Source organism: Streptomyces sp. NPDC039430 (assembly GCF_055639435.1).
Genome location: NZ_JBVKAK010000004.1, coordinates 255,997 through 275,851 on the forward strand (window position 1 = coordinate 255,997; position 19,855 = coordinate 275,851).

Annotated in this window: 14 protein-coding genes; 6 read left to right on the forward strand and 8 right to left on the reverse strand. The window is 72.5% G+C overall.

What is annotated here, in order from left to right; genetic code table 11:
- Nucleotides 1-35: 35 nt before the first annotated feature.
- The 3 genes from ACZ7LS_RS12940 to ACZ7LS_RS12950 are packed head-to-tail and all read left to right on the forward strand — an operon-like array spanning nt 36 to nt 3,617.
- Nucleotides 36-1,061 (forward strand): pyridoxal-phosphate dependent enzyme, encoded by a 1,026-nt coding sequence (locus ACZ7LS_RS12940; RefSeq protein ID WP_382519445.1) that lies wholly within the window; start codon nt 36-38, stop codon nt 1,059-1,061.
- The gene (locus tag ACZ7LS_RS12945; RefSeq protein WP_382519057.1) at nt 1,058-2,302 is read left to right on the forward strand and encodes an ATP-grasp domain-containing protein; all 1,245 of its coding nucleotides are present in this window, start codon (nt 1,058-1,060) and stop codon (nt 2,300-2,302) included. Before ACZ7LS_RS12940 ends, ACZ7LS_RS12945 begins: the two co-directional genes overlap by 4 nt.
- The gene (locus tag ACZ7LS_RS12950) at nt 2,289-3,617 is read left to right on the forward strand and encodes an MFS transporter (RefSeq protein ID WP_385129690.1); all 1,329 of its coding nucleotides are present in this window, start codon (nt 2,289-2,291) and stop codon (nt 3,615-3,617) included. The genes ACZ7LS_RS12945 and ACZ7LS_RS12950 overlap by 14 nt, the downstream gene beginning before the upstream one ends.
- Nucleotides 3,618-3,710: 93 nt before the next feature.
- On the opposite strand, the gene ACZ7LS_RS12955 is transcribed toward ACZ7LS_RS12950, so the two are convergent.
- Nucleotides 3,711-4,394, reverse strand: coding sequence for a sigma-70 family RNA polymerase sigma factor (locus tag ACZ7LS_RS12955; RefSeq protein WP_382519051.1), 684 nt, complete (start codon nt 4,392-4,394; stop codon nt 3,711-3,713).
- A gap of 193 nt (nt 4,395-4,587) precedes the next feature.
- The gene (locus tag ACZ7LS_RS12960) at nt 4,588-5,265 is read right to left on the reverse strand and encodes a hypothetical protein (RefSeq protein WP_382665511.1); all 678 of its coding nucleotides are present in this window, start codon (nt 5,263-5,265) and stop codon (nt 4,588-4,590) included.
- A gap of 156 nt (nt 5,266-5,421) precedes the next feature.
- Here ACZ7LS_RS12960 and ACZ7LS_RS12965 point away from each other — a divergent pair, with 156 nt between their 5' ends.
- Nucleotides 5,422-6,435, forward strand: a complete 1,014-nt coding sequence (locus tag ACZ7LS_RS12965; protein ID WP_385129692.1) for a ferric reductase-like transmembrane domain-containing protein — start codon at nt 5,422-5,424, stop codon at nt 6,433-6,435.
- A 55-nt stretch (nt 6,436-6,490) separates the two neighbouring features.
- Here the strand turns inward: ACZ7LS_RS12965 and ACZ7LS_RS12970 are convergent, their stop codons facing one another.
- Nucleotides 6,491-7,360, reverse strand: coding sequence for an aldo/keto reductase (locus tag ACZ7LS_RS12970; RefSeq protein WP_382665514.1), 870 nt, complete (start codon nt 7,358-7,360; stop codon nt 6,491-6,493).
- A 283-nt stretch (nt 7,361-7,643) separates the two neighbouring features.
- Between ACZ7LS_RS12970 and ACZ7LS_RS12975 the strand changes: the two genes are divergently transcribed.
- Nucleotides 7,644-8,990, forward strand: a complete 1,347-nt coding sequence (locus ACZ7LS_RS12975) for a CAP domain-containing protein (protein WP_385129695.1) — start codon at nt 7,644-7,646, stop codon at nt 8,988-8,990.
- A 40-nt stretch (nt 8,991-9,030) separates the two neighbouring features.
- On the opposite strand, the gene ACZ7LS_RS12980 is transcribed toward ACZ7LS_RS12975, so the two are convergent.
- Nucleotides 9,031-9,684 carry a DUF4232 domain-containing protein gene (locus ACZ7LS_RS12980; protein ID WP_382665518.1) on the reverse strand — a complete coding sequence of 218 codons (654 nt, stop codon included), beginning with the start codon at nt 9,682-9,684 and terminating at the stop codon, nt 9,031-9,033.
- Nucleotides 9,685-9,995: 311 nt separating this feature from the next.
- Here ACZ7LS_RS12980 and ACZ7LS_RS12985 point away from each other — a divergent pair, with 311 nt between their 5' ends.
- The gene (locus ACZ7LS_RS12985) at nt 9,996-11,243 is read left to right on the forward strand and encodes a PP2C family protein-serine/threonine phosphatase (protein WP_385129697.1); all 1,248 of its coding nucleotides are present in this window, start codon (nt 9,996-9,998) and stop codon (nt 11,241-11,243) included.
- Here ACZ7LS_RS12985 and ACZ7LS_RS12990 read toward each other — a convergent pair.
- The 4 genes from ACZ7LS_RS12990 to ACZ7LS_RS13005 form a co-directional block, all read right to left on the reverse strand.
- The gene (locus ACZ7LS_RS12990) at nt 11,155-12,558 is read right to left on the reverse strand and encodes a glycosyltransferase 87 family protein (protein WP_469448319.1); all 1,404 of its coding nucleotides are present in this window, start codon (nt 12,556-12,558) and stop codon (nt 11,155-11,157) included. The two genes, ACZ7LS_RS12985 and ACZ7LS_RS12990, sit on opposite strands and share 89 nt — an antisense overlap.
- The gene (mptB, locus tag ACZ7LS_RS12995) at nt 12,555-13,982 is read right to left on the reverse strand and encodes a polyprenol phosphomannose-dependent alpha 1,6 mannosyltransferase MptB (RefSeq protein ID WP_385129699.1); all 1,428 of its coding nucleotides are present in this window, start codon (nt 13,980-13,982) and stop codon (nt 12,555-12,557) included. Before mptB ends, ACZ7LS_RS12990 begins: the two co-directional genes overlap by 4 nt.
- Nucleotides 13,983-14,150: 168 nt before the next feature.
- A complete protein-coding gene (locus ACZ7LS_RS13000) occupies nt 14,151-16,769 on the reverse strand; it encodes a ThuA domain-containing protein (protein ID WP_385129860.1) in 2,619 nt (872 codons plus the stop codon).
- Between the two features lie 134 nt (nt 16,770-16,903).
- Nucleotides 16,904-19,801 (reverse strand): carbohydrate-binding protein, encoded by a 2,898-nt coding sequence (locus tag ACZ7LS_RS13005; protein ID WP_385129701.1) that lies wholly within the window; start codon nt 19,799-19,801, stop codon nt 16,904-16,906.
- Nucleotides 19,802-19,855: the final 54 nt, after the last annotated feature.

Below are 19,855 nucleotides of genomic sequence, written 5' to 3' on the forward strand. Positions count from 1 at the left end.
CGGGCGTACGCGTGCACGAGCATGTCACCGACGCGATGAAGGCCCCGGACCTGATCCGGCTGGGCCCCAATGTGGTGCTCGCGCGCTTCGAGACGATGAAGGTCTACGCGGCGCTCGGCGCGGTCCGTACGCTGCTGCGGCGCGGCCGTATCGTGCCGGGACAGACACTCATCGACAGTTCGAGCGGTATCTACGCGCTGGCGCTCGCGATGGCCTGCCACCGGTACGGGCTGCGGTGTCACATCGTGGCGTCCACCACGGTCGACGCGGTGATGCGGGCGCAGTTGGAGGTACTGGGCGCGACGGTCGACCAGATGCCCCCGTCGGAGAGTCTGCGGCTCGATCAGGAGCGGCGGGTCCGGCACGTACGCGCACTGCTGGCCCGCAGGCCGGACTTCCACTGGATGCGGCAGTACCACGACGCCGTGCACTACGCGGGCTACCGGGAGTTCGCCGAGCTGGTCACGGCGGCGCTGCCGGACCGGTCGCTGACCGTCGTCGGCGCCGTCGGCACCGGCGCCTCCACCGGCGGCCTGGTCAGGGCGCTGCGGGAACCGGGGCACGGCTCCGGGCGGGCGGTGCGGCTGGTGGGCATCCAGCCGTTCGGGAGTGTGACATTCGGCAGCGAGCGCTTCAGCGATCCGGAGGCGATCATCGCGGGGATCGGCAGCTCGATCCCCTTCGGCAACGTCCGGCACGAGCTGTACGACACGATGCACTGGGTGGACTTCCGGCATGCCATGGCGGGCGCGGTGGGTCTGCTGCGCGAACACGCCGTCTTCGCGGGGCTGTCGACGGGCGCCGGGCATCTGGTCGCGTCGTGGGAGGCGGAGCGCGACCCGGGACGGCAGCATCTCGTCATCGGCGCGGACACCGGACACCGTTACGTGGAGCGGGTGTTCGCCCGGCACACCGAGGCCCTGGACCTGCGTACGCTGCGGCCGCGCAGGATCCACGCCCTCGACGACCTCGGTCCGCCGTGGTCGGTGATGGAGTGGGCGCGCCGCCCGCACAAGGAGCCCGTGGTGGCGGAAGTCGGTTCGGAAGGGGACGCGCTGTGACCATCGCCGCGCTGGAGTCACTGTCGTTCGGACTGGCCCGGATGGCCGCCGCGGCCGCCGCGGCCGGGCACCGGCTGACCCTGCTCACCCGCGACCGGTCGGTGTACCGGCACGAGCTGGACACACTGCCGGACGACGCGCCGCTGTCCGTCGTCGACGTCGACACCTTCGACCCGGCCGCGACCCGGCGGGCGCTCGCCGCTCTGCCGGGACTGGCCGGCCTTCTCAACACCACGGACACATGGAGTGTGCCGGCCGCCGCTCTCGCGGCCGAGTTCGGGCTGCCGGGGCCCGATCCCGAGGCGGTGCGGGTGCTTCGCGACAAGGCACGGGTGCGCGAGCTGCTGCACCGCCATGGGCTGAGCAAGAGCCCCGCCGTGCCGGTGACGCCGGATCCGGACAGCGCGGGCGAGGTGCTCCGTACGCTCGCGCCGCCACTCGTCCTGAAGGACTCGGCGGGCACCTCGTCGCGGAACGTCTGGGTGGTCAGGGACGAGGAGGAGCTGCGGGCCGCGCTTCGCGAGTCGGCCCAACAGGCCCTCGTCGGGGGGCTGTTCGCGGAGTCGTTCCTCGCCGGGCCGCTCTACAGCGCGGAGACGCTCAGCTGGGCCGGCGAGACCCGGCTGCTGGGAGTGCTCAGCCGGCAGACCTCGCGGGACATCGCCGTACGGGAGGAGGCCGCCGCCTTTCCCGTCGCGCTGCCGCCGGCCGAGCGGGGCGAGATCGAGGCGTGGGTGGGCCGGGTGCTGCGGACGGCGGGGCATGACGGCGGCTTCGCCCATGTGGAGTTCATCCTCACCGGCCAGGGGCCCGAGCTGGTCGAGATCAACCGGCGGATCGGCGGCGCCCTGGTCGGTGAGGCACTGTGCCGGTCCCTGGGGACGAATGTGTACGAGGCGATGATCGAGGCCGCGCTCGGGCGCCGGCCCCGGCTCATGGATGAGCCACTCGACCACTCCGGCGCCGCCTGCGGTTTCGTGCTCGTCTATCCGGACCGGCCGGGGACGCTGGTGGGCTGGCAGGGGCTCGATGAGCTGGCCGCCTATCCGGGTGAGGTGCGCTGGTACCCGGTCAGGGCACCGGGGGACGCGATCCACACCGTGGCCGACCAGCGCGGTTGTACGGGAATGGTGCTCGCCGAGGCGGCCACCGCCGAGTTGGCGCTGCACCGGGCGGCGAGCGCCGCGGCGCGGGTGCGTCCCGTCCTGGCTCCCGTCCGGGTCGCCGATGGCGGGACGTGAGCGCGGGCCGGCACGCGCGGCAGGCGGCCGGAAGAGCAGCGGCCGGCGGAGCGGCGGCGGGGCCGGGCACGAGCGGGTCACCGGGAGAGGGCGGCCGAGCGGGCCGCGGTCGTTCCTGCTGGTCTGCTCGTTCCTGATCACGCTGGGCAGCTTCGCCGTACTGCCCTACATGTCGGTGCTGCTGCACCAGCGGCTGGGGCTCGGACTCGGCACCGTCGGGTTCGTGCTCGCCGTCGCCTCGCTGGTGCAGTTCTCCGGCGGGGTGGCCGGGGGCGCCCTGGCCCGGCGGATCGGGCTGCGCGCCACCATGCTGGTGGCGCTGGCCGTGCGTACGGCGGGGTTCGCCGCGTTCGTGCCGGGCCTCAGCAGTCCGACGGCCGCGATCGGCGCGCTGTTCCTGGTGTCGTGCGGGGCGGCGCTGTATCTCCCCGCGAACAAGGCGTATCTGGTGGAGGGGGCGGCCGAGTCGGAGCGGCCCCGGCTGCTGTCCGCGAGCGGTTCGGCGTTCAACGCGGGCATCGCGCTGGGCCCCCCGGCCGCGGCGCCGTTCGTCATGACCTCGCCGGGCGCCCTGTTCGCCGGTGTCACCGCGCTCTTCGCGGTGGTCGGGCTCGGACACGCACTGCTGCCGGCCGTGTCCTCCTCCGGGCCCGGCGGGAGCGAGCCGCGGGCGGAGGAGGAGCGCGCCGCGCGGGCGGGGAGTCCGGGCGGGGACGGTCTGCCGTTCGTGGTGACCGTACTGAGCGTGTACGTCTTCATGTTCTTCCAGCACTATCTGGCGCTCTACGCCGTCCCCCGCACCTCGGCGTCGTTCTACGCCGCGGTGCTGATGGGGTACGCGTGTCTGCTGGTGGTGGCGCAGCCCCTGTTGTCGGAGTGGATCGCCGGACTCTCCTACCGGCGTGCGATGCGGGTGGGCTTCGGCGCGATGGCCGCCGGCACGGCGGTCATCGGTGCCGGCGGGCGGACGGGGATCGGCGTGGGGGCCGCGCTGATCTGTCTGGGCGAGATCGTGCTCTTCCTCAAGAACGATCTGGAGGCACTGGACCGCTCGTCCGCCGTGCCCGCCGTGGTGTTCGGCCGGCAGCGGCTGGCCGCGGGGATCGGCGCGTTCGCCAGCGGGGTGGCGGGCGGTCAGCTGTACGGCGTGGCCGAGGACTTGGGGACGGCGCGCGGCTTCTGGTTCGCGGTCTCGCTCCAGGCGCTGGTCCTGCCGGTGCTGCTGGTCCCGCTGGCCGGTGCGGCGCGCCGCCGGTACCCCGGCTCCCGGCCGCGGAAGCACGCGACGGCCGACGGCGGTCAGCGCCGCGCCTGAGCCGGCCGGCAACGGTCCGCGCCATGGCTGAGACGGCCGAACGGCGGTCCGCGCCGTACCTGAACACAGGACGGCGCGGACCGGGCCCGGCCGTTACCGGGGAGCCGCGCGAACGAGCAGCAGCCCGGGGTCACGGTCCGCCAGCCATACGGCGGTGAGGTCGCGCCGCGCCCGCGCGACCCGTGAGCGCACCGTACCGACGGGGCAGCCCGCGGCGTCGGCGGCCTCGGCGTACGAGAGCCCCAGCACCTGGGTCAGTACGAACGCCTGCCGCCGCGCCGGGTCCAGCGCGCCCAGCGCGTCGAACACCGCGACGCCCTCGTCGAAGCCGGGCAGTTGGCGCGGCTGGGCACGCTCGGCGGCGCTCTGCCAGTCGGTGGTGTCGGCGAGCCGGGGCCGGGCGGCGGCGCCCCGGTACCGGTCGATGACCACACACCGCGCTATCGACAGCAGCCATGTGCGCGCGCAGGAGCGGCCCGCGAACTTCGCCAGGCTGGTCAGGGCCCGCAGATAGGTCTCCTGGGCCAGATCGTCGGCCCCGGGCACATCGGCTGTGAGATGCGCGACGAACCGGCGTACGTCGTCGTAGGTCGCGTGGACGAACCGCTCGGCGGCCTCACGGTCGCCATTGCCCGCGGCCAGCGCCCAGGCGGTGATCTGCGGATCGCGGTGTGCGGATCTGACGCCCGGTGAACCGCCCTCCGGGGCGCGGGCCGTGGCGGCGGGAGTACGGGGAGTGGTGGCGGCGGGTCTCGCACCGCGGGCAGGGGGATTCATCGTCGGAGCAGGGCACATCGCAGGTGGTCCTTCGTGTCCTCGCGGAGCCACGCCGGACGCGATGTCCGCGCGGCTGCCTCGGTGGCCGGTCCCCGCGGTGGGGCCGCTGCGACCGGCATGCCTGTGAACAGGCACGCGCACGTGCCTGGAAGGACCCTCGGCCGCGCGCGGCACAGCGCGGACGGACGAAGGGTCAGCGGAGGGACGGAAGGACCGGCGGACCCCGGCGGGTGATGCCGCGCAGAAGGACGAGCGGGCGCGGCCCGCGCCGCGGCCCGCCCGGGACGCGGACCGGCGTACGCGGCGCGGCGAACCCCACGCCGGCCAGCACCCGCCAGGCGAGCAGCAGCGGCGCGGCCACGAACAGGGCGAGTGTGCGGCCCAGTTGGAGGACCGCCGACTCGCCGCGCCACAGCCACCAGCCGCACAGCAGCCCCGCGGCGAAGTGGGCGGCCGCCATGCCCGAGGTCAGGGAATGGCCGTCGTAGGCGAGGACGAGCGCCAGGACGTCCTGCGGCGCCTCGCCCATCCCGGAGTGGGCGTGCGCCATCGCCGTACCGTAGCGGCCCTCCCCCGGCACGCCGGTCGTGGGCGCCGCCGTCCCGGCGGGTGGCGGAAACGTATGGGTCCAGCTGAACAGCGCGTGCAGGATCAGCTGCCCGGCGGCGCTCGCCCCGGCGATGGCCAGACCCCCGCGCTCCCGCCCGGCCAGCCACCATCCGGCGCCACCCGCCATCAGCAGGGCGAGGGCCAACACGGTTCTGGGCAGCGGGACTTCGGAACTCAGGGCATGTCCGAGACCGGACACCGCTACGCACACGACCGCGAAGATCGCGGCACGTGTGAGGCGGAATGCGGGCCCGGCTCCCATGGCTGACATCGTGTCATCCGGGGCCGAGCTTCGGAACAGAGCCGCTGATGGGGATACGTCGATGGTTCGCCCGTTATAGAACGACACCGATAAATGTGATCCACGTCACAGCACGTCGCCGGGAACTTTCCCGGCCCAGCGGCCGACTGCTCCGGTATGAAGTCGTCCCCCGCGTCCGCCGTCCCCGAGCCGAGCGAACCGGCCGCACCGGCCGAAGAGCCCGTCGCCGCCCCGGGCCGACGGCCTCCCCGGCCCACACTCCGGTCCGACCTCAGGGCGTCGGTCCCCGACGGTCTGATCGCGCTGGTCGTGACCGCCGCCGTCTTCGCACTCCTCTACGCCCGGATCCGGGCGAAGACATCCTCGACCGTGACCGTCATGCCCTTCATGGCGGACGCGGGGGGCTTCTGGATGTACTTCCTCAGCCAGGCGTTCGGCTGGGCGGCGCTGCTGTGGGCGTGGGGCACCGTGATTCTCGGTCTGCTGCTCTCCGGGCCCCGCCCGAAGCGGCTGCCGCTGTCAGGACCCCGGCTGGAACGGATGCACCGTACGACGAGCCTCAACACGATCGCGCTGATCGCCGCTCACGCCCTGCTGTTCGCCGCCGAGTTGGTACGGCACGACACGGCGCGCTGGAACTCCCGGCTGTGGACGGCCTTCATCGAGGCGTTCGTGCCCGGCGGTTACGACTCGGGCACGGGGCAGATCGCGATGCCGGTGGGCCAGGCCGCGCTGTATCTGGCGATCCCCCTGGGGCTGCTCTTCTACGTCAGACACCGCATCGGCCCCAAGACCTGGCGCGTACTGCACCGCTTCGTCATCGTCGTCTACATCCTGAGCGTCTGGCACACGCTGCTGTACGGAACGAACGTCTGGTACGACGGGTGGTTCCGCACCTCCGTCTGGCTGCTGCAACTGCCCATCGCGGCCCTGCTGCTCGTACGGCTGCTGCGTCCGGCCCGCCGCTCCGAGCAGCTGGCGCGCCCCGGCGCCGCAACCGGCACCGGGGGCGCGGGCTGGCGGATCTGGTCCGGCTGGTCCCTGCGGCTCCTCGGACGCGTCGCCGTGGCCGGTGTCGTCGTCGCGATCCTGGCGGTCGTCCTCAGCGGGAGGGACGGCGGTCGCACCGTCCCTCCCGCCGATACGTCCTCGACCCACAATCACGACTGAGCGGCCCGGTACGGCACTGGGCCCCGGTACCGGGCCCGGGCCGGCCCGCTTCCCGTCAGCCCGCCGTGCGGGAGAGCGCCTCGAACTCGGCGTCGGTCAGTTCGAGGGTGGCGCCGATGGTGTTCTCCTCCAGATGCGCCACGGAGGAGGTTCCCGGTATCGGGAGGACGACGGGCGAGCGCCGCAGCAGCCAGGCCAGGGCCAGCTGCGCCGGAGCCACCCCGCGGTCGGCCGCGATCTTCGTCAGCGGGCTGTCGGCCCCCGTCAGGGCGCCGGTGGCCAGGGGGAACCAGGGGATGAACGCCACGCCCCGGGCCTGCGCGTACTCCAGCACGTCCTCGGCCGCGCGGTCGGCGAGGTTGAAGCGGTTCTGCACGGACACGATCCGCGCGGTCTTCCCCGCTTCCTCCAGCTCCGCGACGGAGACCTCGCTCAGGCCGAGGTGACGGATCTTGCCCTCGCGCTGCAGCGCCACCAGCGCCCCGAGCTGCTCCGCGAGCGGCACCTGCGGATCGATGCGGTGCAGCTGGAGCAGATCGATACGCTCCACGCCGAGATGACGCAGGCTCAGTTCGACCTGCTGGCGCAGATACTCCGGACGCCCCACCGGCACCCACTCGTCGGGGCCGGTGCGGGCGAGTCCCGCCTTGGTGGCGATCACCAGACCGGCGGGGTACGGGTGCAGCGCCTTCTTGAGCAGCAACTCCGCCGTGAAGGGGCCGTACGAGTCGGCCGTGTCGAAGAAGTTGATGCCCAGTTCGACGGCGCGGCGCAGGACCCGCACGGCCTCCGCCGGATCCTCCGGGTCCCCCCAGATGCCGGGGCCGGTCAGCTGCATGGTGCCGTAGCCGAGCCGCGTGACGGGCAGATCGCCGCCGAGGAGGAACGTGCCGGACGCGTGAGCGGGCTGCTGGGTGACGGTCATGATCAGCTCCCGATTGAACTACACGTTTAGTTACTCGGGGGCGAACGTGAGGAGGGCGACGGGTTCTTTCCCATGGCCCGACATCAGCGGAGCCCCGTCTTCCGCACCCATTCTCCTCCGTACCCGGCCGTCATGCCCGCGCGGACCGTCATGCCCGTGCCGGCCGTGGCGCCCGTGCGGACCGTGACGCCCGTACGGAACCGTCGCGCCCTCCCGCGACGTTTCCCGGACAGTGTCACCACCGGAGCGATGTGACGCGACCCGAGCCGGACGGACGGTACCGATGAGCGAGCTGGTTCCCGGCGGAAACATGCCCCTGCCGGACGCGGAGCTGTGGTTCCGCGTCCCCGGCCCCTTCGACCTCTCCGTACTGATCACCGGTGACAGCGGGAAGGTCGCCGGTGACGGCGATTTCGTGTTCTACAACCAGCCGTCGGCCCCCGGTGCCCGGCTGCGCGCCGACGGCGTCGGCCTGGATCCCCGGCGGCTGCGGGCGGGCGCGAGCCGCGCCACCGTGGTCGTCAGCCCGGCCGAGCCCGGCACCCCCCTGGGCCGGCTGCCCGCCCCCGCGCTGACGGTCACCGGGCCCGGCGCACGCGTCCTGGCCCGGTTCACCCCCGCGCGACCGGCCCGGGAGACGGTGCTGCTGCTGGCGGAGATCTACCGGCGCGGCGGCGCCTGGAAGCTGCGCGCGCTCGGCCAGGGGTACGCGGACGGACTGGCCGGAATCGCCCGTGACTTCGGCGTCGAGGTCGCGGAGGAGGCGCCCGGCCCCGTATCGCCGTCCCCCTTCACGGTGCCTGCCGTCGCGGTGCCGGGTGTCGCGGTGCCGGCCGTTCCGGCGAGCGGTATGGAGGCGGAGTTCGCGGGGCTCGTACGGGCCGCCCGCCTCGGGGCGGGGGTCGCGCCCGTGACCCTGGACTGGCGGCTCTCGGCCGCGGCGCGGGCCCACGCGGCGGTGATGGCGGGACAGCGGCGGCTGAGCGCGGAGGGCCCCGACGGTCTCTCCGTCTTCCAGCGGATCACCGCGGGCGGCTACCGCTATCTCCGTATCGACCAGCAGCTCGTCTCCGGTCCGCGTACCGCCGCCGAGTTCGTCGACTACTGCCTCACCGACGGGGCGACGCGGCGCCCGCTCCACGACGCGGCCCTGACGGACGCGGGCATCGCCCAGCACCACGACTCCCGCTCCGGAGACGTCTACTGGACGGCGCTGTGGGCGGCGCCGTTCACCGCGGACGGTCTGCTGCGGACAGCGGCGGAGGTCCTCTCCCTCACCAACACCGAACGGACCCGCGCCGGACTCCGTCCGCTGGCCGGTGACACACGGCTGGCGACGGCCGCGCAGGCCTACAGCGCCGACATGGCCGCGCGCGCCTTCTACTCCCACACCTCGCCCGAAGGACTCGCGCCGTGGGACCGGGCCGCCGCCGCGGGGGCCGCGCACCGCGGCATCGGCGAGAACATCGCCTGCGGTCAGCGCGATCCGCGCGAGGTGGTCCGTGGCTGGATGGACAGCCCCGGGCATCGGGCCAACATCCTCAAGCCCGACTTCACCCACCTGGGAGTCGGCTTCGCGGGCGGCGGACCGGCCGGGACGTACTGGACGCAGCTCTTCGGCCGGACGTGACGGTGACGGCGCCGCTGCGACGACCAGGTCCGGGGGCCGTTCAGCCGGGTCGCACCGCGGTCACGGTGAAGGTGTCGCCGCAGACGACCGGCGTCGAAGTCCGCAGCGTCATGGCGTCCTTGGAGCCGGGCGGATAGATCTTGAGGAGGCTGGGCGCGGCCCAGCAGGAGGAACCCTTGATGCCCTTGTTCAGGGTGTGCAGGGTGACGTCAGCGGTGCCGCCGGGAGCGAGGGTCACGGCGGGCAGCTGCTCGCCCTCGCGGGTGGCCGGCTTGCCTATGGTGGCGCCGTCGCCCGCGAGCAGGGAGACACCGGGGAAGCCGCGCAGCACGCACGCGCCCGCGCCGTTGTTGACGAGCCGCAGGTCATAGCGGATATTGCCCGCGCCCACGTCCGGGGCGCTCAGACTCAGCCCCAGCCGGTCCGCCGTACACCGCGCCGACGCGGCGGCCGCCTGCCCGGTACCGCTGGCCCGCGCCTGGGGCGCGGAGTGCACCGAGGCCGCAGTCGAGGGCGGCGCGCTGGAGGTGCCGGGGGCTCCGTCGCCGCCGCTCTCCGTGGCGGACGAAGCGGGCGGGGCCGAGGAGGCGGATCCGCCGGAACCGTCGGGGGCGGACGCCGCGGAGCCGCCCGAGCCGCCACCGCCGCCGCATGCCGCGGTCGCGACGGCCAGCAGCGTCACAGACGCCGCCATGGCACCCCCGCGCCACGCACGGCCGGCCCGTGCCCGCCGTGACCTGCCCGCTTCCTGGTCCACGACCGGGCCAGGTCGCCGGGCCCTGCCCTGGGCCCGGCCCTGCACCCGTTCCTGGGATGACGTCCTGAAGGTCTGGAAGTGACCGGACACTCTGCCCACCTGCCCCTCGCGTCGTACGTATGCCCGTCGTACGTATACCCGCAAAAGCGAGGAGCGCTCGTGCCCGCGGCGGGGGCCGGGTCCGGGCCCGTCCGGCGGGGCGGAACCGGGGCGGTGGTGTGAGACTTCAGAGGAGGAGGTGAGCGCCGATGGCGACCGGATCCTCCAGCCCCGAACCCGACACCGGCACAGGCACAGGCACAGGCGGCACCGGCACCGGCACCGGCACCGGCGAACGGCTGCTCGAAACGCTGCTCGCCGAGGTCCACACCGCGGCGCCGATGGATCTGCCCGGCCTCGTCGACCGGTGCGCGCCCATGATCGGCGTGCGGAGCGTGGTCATCTACCTCGTCGACATCCAGCAGCGGCATCTGATCCCGCTGACGCGTGGACTGCCCACCATCGAGCTGGACACCTCCACCCCCGGCTGGGCCTACCGCACGCTCGATCTCCGGGTCGAGGAAGCCCCCGAGGGAGGGCTCGTCGCCTGGCTGCCGCTGGTCGACGGAGCGGAGCGGCTCGGTGTCCTCGGTATCAGGACAGCGGCGATCGACCCCGCCAGGCTGCGCCGCTGTCGCATGCTCGCGTCGGTACTCGCGATGGCGGTCACCTCGAAGCGTGCCTACAGCGACAGCTTCGCGCGCCAGTCACGTACCGAACCCATGGATCTGCCCGCGGAGATGCTGCGCGCGCTGCTGCCACCGCGGACCATCGGCAACAGCCACGCCGTGTCGACCGCGGTGCTGGAGCCCGCGTACCACATCGGCGGTGACGCCTTCGATCACTCGCTGACCCAGTCCACCCTGCACGCCGCGATCTTCGACGCCATGGGCCACAATCTGGCCTCGGGGCTGACCACGACGGTGGCCGTGGCGGGCTGCCGCAACGCCCGCCGCGCGGGCGCCGAGCTGCCCGCCCTCGTCGACACCATCGACCGGGCGCTCGGCCAGTGGCTGCCCGACCAGTACTGCACCGGCGTCATCACCCAGCTGGATCTGGCGACGGGTGTCTTCCGCTGGTGCAACTGCGGCCATCCGCCGCCTCTGCTCCTGCGAGGTCAGCGGGTGCTCGACTCGGCGCTGGAGCGGCCCGCGCAGCCTCCGATGGGACTGCCCGAGCAGTTTTCCGCGACCCCGCGCGCCGCCCACGAGGTGGCACTCGAACCCGGCGACCGGGTGCTGCTGTACACGGACGGGGTGACGGAGGCGCGCATCGAGGGCGGTGCCCAGTTCGGCCTGCGGCGCTTCACCGACTCCATCATCCGGGGCGCGGCGGCCGGCGAGCCGGCCCCCGAGGCGCTGCGCCGGATCATCCACGCGATCCTCGACCACCAGAAGGATCAGCTGCGCGACGACGCCACGCTCCTGCTGATCGAGTGGCGGCCACCCCGTCCGTGACGACGGCGGTCTCCGCCCCGGGCAGCCGCCGGGCGCGGGGCCCGGGGCCCGGTCCGGGCACGGGTCGCGTCCTCTCCCCGGGACCCGTGGGTACGAGCAGCAGACCGAGGGTGATCCAGACGTAGGCGTTCGCGCCGAGGAAGGCGGCCGGTCCGGTCGAGTCCCAGCGCCAGAGCCAGACGACGCTGCTGCACAGCACGACGTACAGCGCGGCGCACACTGCCAGCGACCGCCGGCGCGCGCCGGGCTCCCGGCTCAGCGCGGAGTCCGTCAGGACGAGCAGGGCCGGAATCAGCCAGACCAGGTGATGCACCCAGGTGACGGGGCTGACCAGGCAGGCGGTGAGACCGGTGAGGGCGAATCCGGTCCGGTCGTCGCCGTCGCGGACGGCGGCGCGGGCGCGGTACGCCCAGACGGCGAGGACGGCCAGGACGCACACCAGCCACACCAGCCGGCTCGGATGGTCCGGCTGGAGCCGGGCCAGGACGCCTTGCAGCGACTGGTTGGAGACATAGCCGAGCGAGCCGACCCGGTCGGTGTCCCACAGGGCGCCGGTCCAGAAGGTCCGGGAGGCGCCGGGATCGATCAGGGCGGCGAGCAGGGTGGCCGCGCCCGCCGTGCCCGTCGCCACCCCGGCCTGCCGGCGGCGGCCGGTGATCAGCAGATAGCCGATGAACAGCGCGGGCGTGAGCTTGATCGCGGTGGCCAGTCCGATGCCGATGCCCGCGTACCGGCCGCGCCCGGTGGCGAGCAGCCGCGCGTCGGCGAAGACGAGCGCGACGAGCAGCAGATTGACCTGGCCGAAGCTGAAGGTGTCACGGACCGGCTCGAACAGGGCGAACAGACACCCGGCCACGACGAACACGAACCATGGCCGCCGCTCCCCGCTCCGCTCCGTACCTGTGCCCGGGGCCGTGCGCCGGGCGACCAGGCGCCGCACGGCCGGACCGGCCAGCCAGCGCAGCAGCAGCGCCGAGGCCACGGCGCTCAGCACGGCGCTGATGGCGATGGCCACGTGCCAGGAGACCAGCGCCATCGGCAGCATGACCACCGCGGCGAAGGGCGGGTACGTGAAGCCGTACTGCGTGCCGGGACGGAGGTAGTCGTAGATCCGGCCGTCGTGGTGGATCCAGTCGTTGACCGTGCCGTAGTAGACGCCGACGTCGAAGAATCCCCGGTGCAGGGGAACGGTCGCCAGGAAGACCGCGGTGGCCACGACGAGGACCGCCGCGATGGCCGGCCGTCGTCCGGTGGCCGGCGGTGTCGTCAGTGCGTCGCGTACGCGCCTCATGACCGTGCCGGGTCCGCGCCTCATGACGCCACCCGCGCCCGGGAGTGGACCGTGCCGGGGTCGGACATCTCGAACATCCAGTACAGCGCGATCAGGCCGAACGCGGCGCCGCCCACGGCGAGGGTCACCTGCATGGCGTCCGGCGGGTATCCGCTGGGCAACAGGGCCGGCGCCAGTACGCCGCTGCCGGCCGCGGCCCAGCGCCGTACCCGCCCGTCGCGCGCGGCGGCGGCGATCAGGAACAGTCCCCACAGCGCGTACCACGGACGGAAGGCCGGGCCGAGCGCGAAGACCGAGAGCAGACTCAGCGCCAGCGCGTAGACCGGTCCCAACGGCACCCGGCGCAGCCAGAGCACCGCCACGGCACCGGCTGTGGCCAAGAGGCCGAACCACCGCCACGCCGGTACGGCCCGGTCGGCGAGTCCGCTGCCCACGGTGTCCAGCAGGGCGCCGCTGAGCCGGCCGAGCGCGCTGGTCAGCGACCAGTTGTCGGGTGACACGGGGGTGGAGAGCGTGCCGAGCCAGCCGTAGCCGGTGCCGGTCGCGGCCGTGACCAGGGCGGTGGTGGCCAGGGCGACGGCGCAGGTCAGCGCGGTGGCTCTGACCGTACGTGCCCGGCCTGTCAGCCGGCTCGCCCACAGCGCCGCCACCGCGAGCAGCCCCAGCGCGGCGGGCGCCTTCACCAGCGCCGCCAGTGCGACGATCACCGCGGCCGTCGCCGGCCGGCCGCCGAGGGCCGCCACGAGTCCGGCGCCGAGCAGGCCCAGCATGAGGGCGTCATTGTGGGCTCCCGCGATCAGATGCAGCAGTACGAGGGGGTTGAGCGCGCCGAGCCAGAGGGCGGCGGAACGGTCGACGCCGCAGCGGTCGGCGAGCGGCGGCAGGAAGACGATCATCAGCGCGACACCGAGCACCGCGACCAGCCGCATGCCGAACACCCCGGCGGACAGGTCGGTATGGGCGAGACCGGACGCCCTGGCGGCGACGGCGAGAAAGACGGGGCCGTACGGGGCGGGGGTGTGCTGCCATACGGGCGCGACCTCGGTGGCGAGCGGGCCGCCCAGGTGCGCGGGCCCGTGGCTGTACACATCGATCCCCGCGTCGACCATCGCCCCCTGCGCGAGATAGCTGTACACGTCCCGGCTGAACAGGGGCGGTCCGATCAGCAGGGGCGCCGCCCAGACGGCGAGCGTCACCAGCAGTTCGCGGGGCGCGGGCGGGCGGGGGCGGCGGACCGCGCGGCCGAGCCACCACCAGGCGGCGATCAGCAGGACGAGCCCGAAGTACGCGCAGAGCACGCCCAGGGCGGCCCGGCCCGAGGAGGGCAGCAGCGCGTCGCGTACCGGCAGCGCGCCCGCGGTCAGCCCGCCGACGGTGAGCGCGACGGAACCCGCGAGCCCCAGCGTCCGGCATCGGTTCGGGTCCACATCAGCGTTCAGGGCGAGCATTCGTGGAGGCTCGCAGGAGGGGGTGGCCGGAAGACGACGTGATCACCACGGCCGGGTGGCAGGCGCATAGCCGCCGTCTTAAACCGGAACGGGCCCCGGCGGGAGGCCGGGGCCCGTTCGGTGGCCGCCGCTCGGCGGTCACCGGTGGCGGATCAGCTGGTCACGGCGTCAGCGCACGCGCCGCGCGTCGAACTGGTCCACCCAGTACTTCGTACGGTCGAGATAGACGGTCTCCGCCTCGGCGCCGGTCTTCCCGTACGCGCCGGAGAAGGTCTGGTAGCCGAAACCGGCGGGCGGGTTGGCGGCGGCGGGCTCGATCGAACTGCCCTCGTGCCACTCGTTGAACGAGGTGACGGAGACCCAGGTGGGCGATCCGCCGATGGCCGGGTCGAGCGCGTTGTTCCACTCCTTGTCATAGGTGGCGCCGTTGTCCCGGCCGAGCGTGGGGGTGGTGTTGCCCGGCACCGCGCGGTCGTCGATGTATCCGGGTGCCACCGACGGCGCCCAGATCAGGCCGTTGGCCTTGGCGTAGTCACCGGCCTGCTTCCAGCCGGGGGCGGTGGCGCCCGCGATGCCGTCGTAGGTGTAGAGACCCGAGAAGTGCGCGATCTTGGAGGTGTCGGTGGTCTGCGCCAGGACCGTGTTGTTCTGGGTGACCTGGTCGAGGGCGGCCCAGTCCGTGATCTTCAGGCTCTCGAAGATGTAGAAGGCCGGGCGGTTGTTGTGCTCGGCGTCGCGGTAGTAGGCGGGGTGGCTGCCGTAGGTGGAGTTGAGGTACTGGATGTCGGAGACGACGGAGGCCGCGGTGCGCCCCGCGTACGGCTCGATGTGCCAGGCCACCTTGACGCCCTGCTGCTGGGCCGCGTCCAGCACGCCCTTGGCCAGGGTGTCCTCGTAACCGCCCCTTCCCCACCAGCTGTAGACGATGACGCCGGCGCCCGACTGCTTGACCCAGCGCATGTGCTGGGCGACGGCTCCGGTGAAGTCACCGGAGTCGTACGCCCCCAGCTTGGGGTAGAGGTCGGCGCCGACGTCCTGCGGTGGGGTGCGGCCGCCCTGCTGCCAGTGGCGGTAGCTGCCGTTCTTCACCGGGCTGCCGTACCACGGGTAGTAGAAGAGGTGCACGTTCGACGACAGGGCCGCGGTCGCCGCCTGCTTCTCCAGGGTGAAGGTGTCGATGTCGAACAGGGAGCCCGCCCCGCCGGTGAAGGTGAGGAAGACCGGTCCTGTCGGGGTGCCGGTCAGCGCGGTGGAGACGGTACGGAAGTTCTCCCAGCCGCCGGTGTTCGGTACGGCCAGTGAACCGAGCACTGGTCCGGTGGCTGATCCGGAGCGGACCTGGATGGTGCCGCCGGAACCACCCGAGGAGACCTTGGCGGTGAAGGTCCTGGTCCCGGCGAGCGAGGCCTGGGAGTAGCCGGCCCAGTCGCCGTTCTCGATGTAGCCGAGGGTCCTGCCGCCGCTGGCGGAGGCGTGGTCGGCGGGCTGCACCCCGGAGGACGAGGTGTACGACTCGCCCTCGAAGGTCGACGGCGGCGTGCCGGTGCCGCCGAGTTCCTTGATCCGGATGTTGCGGAACGACACGTCGTCGCCGGTGCCGTGGTTCTGGATGCCGATATGGCCCTGCAACAGGGACCGGGCGGGGTCGGTGTTGGTGAAGTCATTGATCTTCACACCGTTGAGGAAGACCTGGAGCCGCTCCCCCTCCACCCGGATCTCGTATCCGTTCCACTCCCCCGGCGGGTTGAGCGCACCGTCCCGGGCGGCGATGTCGGCCGACTTGAAGCCGTAGACCGCGCCGGTGGTCTTGTCGGCCGCGTCGGTGGCGTCGATCTGGATCTCGTAGCCCTGGTTCACCGCCGAGTTGGGGTCGTCGGAGGCGGGGAAGCCCACGAAGACACCGGAGTTGTCGTCTCCCTGCGCCTTCCAGTCGAGCTTGAGGGAGTACGCCTTGTACTCCTTCGCGCGGTACCAGAACAGCCCCATGCCGCCCTGCGAGGTGAGGGTGGCGTCGGTGTTGCTGAAGCTGCCGGGGCCCGCCTGCGACCAGCCGGTGGTCGAGCCGTTGTAGAGCGTGGTGTAGCCGCTCTCCGGCCGGCAGTCGGCCTTGGCGAAGCCCGCCGCGTACCGGATCCCGCCGAGGAGCAAGGTGCGGAAGGCCGGGTCGGTGTACGACTCGGCGGTGTGGCCGAGGCCGGTGTAGAACGACCGGCCGCTGCCCTGGGCGTGGCACCAGGTGATGGGGTGGTCGCCGCTCATCTCCCCGCCGCTGTAGCTGCTTTCGTCGAGACTCTGCAGCACGCGCACGTTGTTACGCGGATTGGTGCGGTAGTTGTACCACTCATCGGTCCTGGACCAGGTCTGGCCGAGGTGGGCGGTGGCCGCGTGGGACCGGTCCTCGGTCTTCAGCGTGGCCTGCTGGATCGCCGGGTGGCTCTTGAACCAGGCGCCGACGATCCCCTCGTACTGCGGCCAGCCGTACTCGGTGTCGGCCGCCGCGTGCACACCGACATAGCCGCCGCCACCGTCGAGGTACGACTGGAGGGCCGACTGCTGGGAGTCGTTGAGCACATCGCCGGTGGTGCTGAGGAACACCACCGTCTTGAACTGGGCCAGATTGGCCGTGGTGAAGGCTCCGCTGTCCTCGGTGGCCGTGACGGTGAAGTTGTTGGCCGCACCGAGATCACGGATGGCCTGGGTACCGGCCGGAATGGAGTCGTGCCGGAAGCCCGCCGTCTTGGAGAAGACGAGCACCTTGTAGGCGGGGTCGGCGGCCTGCGCGGTCATGGCCGGTGTCAGGAACGCCCCGATGAGGGCGAGGGCGGTCACGAGGGCCGCGGCCAGCGCCGATGGTATTCGGCGCCGGCGTGCGGCGGGTCGGTGTGGGGGCTGATGTGTCATCACGGTCCCTTTCCCGCGCCTCACTTGGTGAGGGTGAGGGTGTCGATGTCGAACAGGGAGCCCGCGCCGCCGGTGAAGGAGAGGAACAGCGGTCCGGAGGAGGCTGTGCCCGTCAGAGCGGTGGATACGGTGGTGAAGGTCTCCCAGCCGCCGGTGGGCTGGACGGCGACGGAGCCGAGCAGGGCGCCGGTCGCCGATCCCGACCGGACCTGGATGGTGCCGCCCGCGCCGCCCGAGGAGACCTTCGCGCTGAAGGTCTTGGTCCCGGCCGTGGGCACGGACGCGTACCCCGCCCAGTCACCGTTCTCGATGTAGCCGAGTGTCTTGCCGCCGCTGGCCGGGGCGTGGTCGGCGATCTGGACGCCCTGGGACGAGGAGTACGACTCCCCCTCCACCGTCTGGCTCGTGGCTCCGCTGCCGGTGGTGAAGGTGAAGGCGTCCACGTCGAAGAGGTTGCCCTGTCCCGTGACGCCCTTGAAGACGAGGAACAACTCCGTGGAGGCGGCCGGTGCGTTGGTCAGATTGGCGGAGACGTCGGTGAAGGTCTCCCAGCCACCGGTCGTCGGTACGGTCAGTGTGCCGAGCAGGGTGCCGGTGGCCGATCCTGTGCGTACCTCGATCGTGCCGCCGGGGCCGCCGGAGGAGACCCGGGCGGTGATCCTGTTGGCGTTCCCCACCGCGTAGGGCTTGAAGGAGATCCAGTCACCGTTGTCGGTGAAGCCGACCGTGTTGCCGCCCTCGGCGGGACCGTGTCCCGCCACCTCTATGCCGGACTGCGCCGAGAAGTGCTCGGCCTGCCGGTGGCGGGGCTGGAGGATACGGATGCTGTGCGTGGTCAGTCCGGCGCCGTCGGTGTACTCGGCGTCGAAGACACCGTAGAGATTGGCGGCGCTGTCGTGCTCACCGTCGGTCGGTATGGCGATCGTACCGGTGCAGCCGTTCTTCGAGGTGATCGCGTGACGGTGCTCGTCGTGGCCCAGGAGATAGGTGACCTTCACCTTGGCACAGTCGATGGCCCCGTCCTCGGGGTCGCTGACGGTGACCGCGAAGGGCACGGTGTCGCCGAAGGAGAACAGCTCACCGTCCTTGGGGCCGGTGAGATTGACGGTCGGCGCCGTGTTGCCCGCCGTCACCACGAGGCTCGCCGTGCCGGTGAGGCCCTGCGGATCCCTGACCGTCAGGGTCGGCCGGAAGGTGCCCGCGGTGGTGTAGGTGTGCGACGGGTTGGCCGCGGTGGACGTGGTGCCGTCACCGAAGTTCCAGGAGTAGGTCAGGGCCTGGCCCTCGGGGTCGGAGCTGCCCGCCGAGGAGAACGCGACGGTGAGCGGGACCGGTCCCGAGGTCTTGTTGGCCGCCGCGGCGGCGACCGGGTTGCGGTTGCTGCCGCCGACGTATTCGACCCGGTAGAGGGCCTGGTTGTTGGAGCCGGTGCCGTAGTCGAGCACGTACAGCGCGCCGTCCGGGCCGAACGCCTGGTCCATGACCTGGGTGCCGGTCCAGGGGAAGGCCTCGATGACCCCGGGGGAGCCGTCGGCCTTCACCTCGATGGCCTTGATCCACTTCCGGCCGTACTCGGCGGCGAAGAAGCGGCCGTTGAGGGACTCCGGGAACTTCACGTTCGAGTTCAGGTTCGCGTCGTAGCGGTAGACCGGTCCGCCCATGGGGGATTCGGAGCCGCCGCCGAACTCGGGCGGGGAGCCGGCGTCGCCGCCGTACCTGATCCAGCTCGCCTTGGCCGGGGGCAGCGTGGCCTGGCCGGTGTTGCGGAAGGAGTTGTTGGCCGGGCCGCCGGCGCAGTTGTACTTCGCCCCGGTGGGACCGCTCGGGAAGGTGTACTCGCCGTAGGTCTCGGCGGCGGTGTTCGTGCCGGTGCAGTACGGCCAGCCGTAGTTGCCGGGTCCGGTGACGCGGTTGAACTCGACCTGGCCGCTGGGTCCGCGCCCGCCCCCGTCGGTGCCGCCCGCGTCGGGTCCGTAGTCACCGAGGTAGACGATGCCGGTGGCCTTGTCGACCGACATCCGGAAGGGGTTGCGGAAGCCCATCGCGTAGATCTCGGGACGGGTCTGCGCCGTACCGGGGGCGAACAGGTTTCCCGCCGGGACGGTGTAGCCGCCGGCGGCCGTCGGCTTGATCCTGAGGACCTTGCCGCGCAGGTCGTTGGTGTTGCCGGAGGAGCGCTGGGCGTCGAACTGCGGGTTGCGGTCGGTCCGTTCGTCGATCGGCGAGTAGCCGCTCGACTCGAACGGGTTGGTGTCGTCACCGGTGGTCAGGTAGAGGTTCCCGGCGGCGTCGAAGTCGATGTCCCCGCCGACGTGGCAGCACTGGCCGCGGTCGTTGGGCACTTCGAGGACGACCTTCTCGCTCGCCATGTCGAGGGTGCCGTCGGTCTTCAGGGTGAACCGGGAGAGATTGAGGTGGCCCTTCCACGGCTCGAAGGAGGCGGCGGAGCCGGTGACCGGGGCGTCGCCGCCCGGGGTGTTCAGCTTAGGTGAGTAGTACAGGTAGAGATACCGGTTGGAGGCGAAGCCGGGGTCGGCGGCTATGCCCTGGAGCCCTTCCTCGTCATGGGTGTAGACGTCGAGCTTCCCCGCCGTCTTGGTGTTGCCCGCGGCGTCGGTGAAGCGCACCGTGCCGTCACGGGCGGTATGCACGACCGCACGGTCGGGCAGCACCGCGAGCGACATGGCCTCGCCCAACTCGGCTGATCCGAGGGCAAGTTGTACCTGCTGGTAGTCGCCGGCCGGAATGACCGCGGGGGCGGCCGGCGCGGCGGGCGCCACGGCTGCGGGGGCGGCGGGGGCGCCCGCCGCGGGGCCGGTGACGGCACCGCCCGCGACGACCAGCGAGAGCACGGCGAGCCACCTCGTCCACGACCGCTTCCGTTTCGGCGGCCCTGACAGTCCTGACGGTCCAGACATGGAGCTTCCTTCCTGACCTGGTGGGGGGCGTGAGCCAGGCGTGCGGGCACGCGA